Annotated in this window: 1 protein-coding gene; it reads right to left on the bottom strand. The window is 73.9% G+C overall.

The annotated features are described in order from the left end of the window. Nucleotides 1-33: 33 nt before the first annotated feature. On the bottom strand, nt 34-1344 hold the full coding sequence (locus ACSNOK_RS33035; RefSeq protein ID WP_436784475.1) for a dihydrolipoamide acetyltransferase family protein: 1311 nt from the start codon (nt 1342-1344) through the stop codon (nt 34-36). Between the last annotated feature and the right edge of the window lie 47 nt (nt 1345-1391).

Raw genomic sequence — 1391 nt, 5'->3', positions numbered from 1 at the left:
AAGAGACAGCCGAGGAAGCGTCCCTCCCGCCCCTCAGAGCGACCTGAGGAGCACGGCCGGCCGTTCGACGCAGTCGGCGACGTACCGGAGGAACCCCCCGGCCGTCCCCCCGTCGCACACGCGGTGGTCGAACGTGAAGGACATCTGCACCACATGGCGCACGGCCAGCTCCCCCTCGTACACCCAGGGCTTGGGGACGATCCGGCCGACGCCCAGCATGGCCGCCTCGGGGTGGTTGAGGATGGGAGTGGAGCCGTCGACGCCGAAGACCCCGTAGTTGTTGAGGGTGAACGTGCCGCCGGTCAGTTCGGCCGGGCTCAGCCGGCCCTCGCGGGCGGCCTCGGTGAGGCGGGCGATCTCGGACTGGAGGGACGCCGTGCTGCGCGTGTGCGCGTCCTTGACGACCGGGACGACCAGCCCGCGTTCGGTCTGGGCGGCGAACCCCAGGTGTACGGACGGCAGTCGGACGATCTCCCGGGCCTCGGCGTCCACCGTCGCGTTGAGCTCCGGGAACTCGGCCAGCGCGGCCGTACAGATCCGGGCCAGCAGGGCGAGCAGGGAGATCTTGGTGCGGCCGGGTCCGTCGTTCATGGCCCGGCGGGCGGCGAGCAGCTCGGTCGCGTCGGCGTCCACCCAGCAGGTGGCGTCCGGGATCTCGCGCCGGCTGCGGCTCAGCTTCTCGGCGACGGTCCCGCGCAGCCCGCGCAGGGGTATGCGTTCCCCACCCGTCACCGCCGGTTCGGCCGCCGCCAGCGCGGTGGCGCGTTCCACGTCGGCGCGGAGGATGAGCCCGTCGGGCCCGGTTCCGCGCAGGGTCGCGAGATCGATGCCGCGCTCCCTGGCCAGCCGCCGTACGAGCGGTGAGATCACGGCCAGGGCCCGGCCGGGTGCCGGGTGGCCGTCCGCCGCAACACCGTCCACAGCCGTGCCCGCCATGGACGGCCCGCCGGCCGTCGCGGGGACCGAGCGGTCCTGCGGCCGGACCCGTGCCCGGCGTGCGGCCGGGGCCTGGGTCCCGTATCCGACGAGGACGTTGCCCGAGCCCTCGTCGCCTCCCTGATGGACCTGATCCATGTCGGGGGCACCGGCATCGGCCGCTTCGCCGACCGCCACCGTCAACAGCGGTGCCCCTACGGGCAGTTCCGTACCCTCCTCGCCGAAGCGCGCCGTGACGACGCCCCCGTAGGGGCAGGGCACCTCGACCATCGCCTTGGCCGTCTCCACCTCCACCACCGGCTGGTCCACGGCCACGACGTCACCGACGTCGACAAGCCAGCGGACCACCTGCGCCTCGGTGAGCCCTTCCCCGAGGTCCGGCAGCGCGAATTCCCGTACGGCGGCCATCAGCGCACACCCCCCAGCGTCCCCGACGCGCCCCGCGCCCCCAAGGC

The organism is Streptomyces sp. URMC 126 (assembly GCF_051386555.1).
GTDB lineage: Bacteria > Actinomycetota > Actinomycetes > Streptomycetales > Streptomycetaceae > Streptomyces.
Note: the sequence above shows the minus strand (reverse complement) of the source record. Positions and strands in the feature narration are given on the sequence as shown.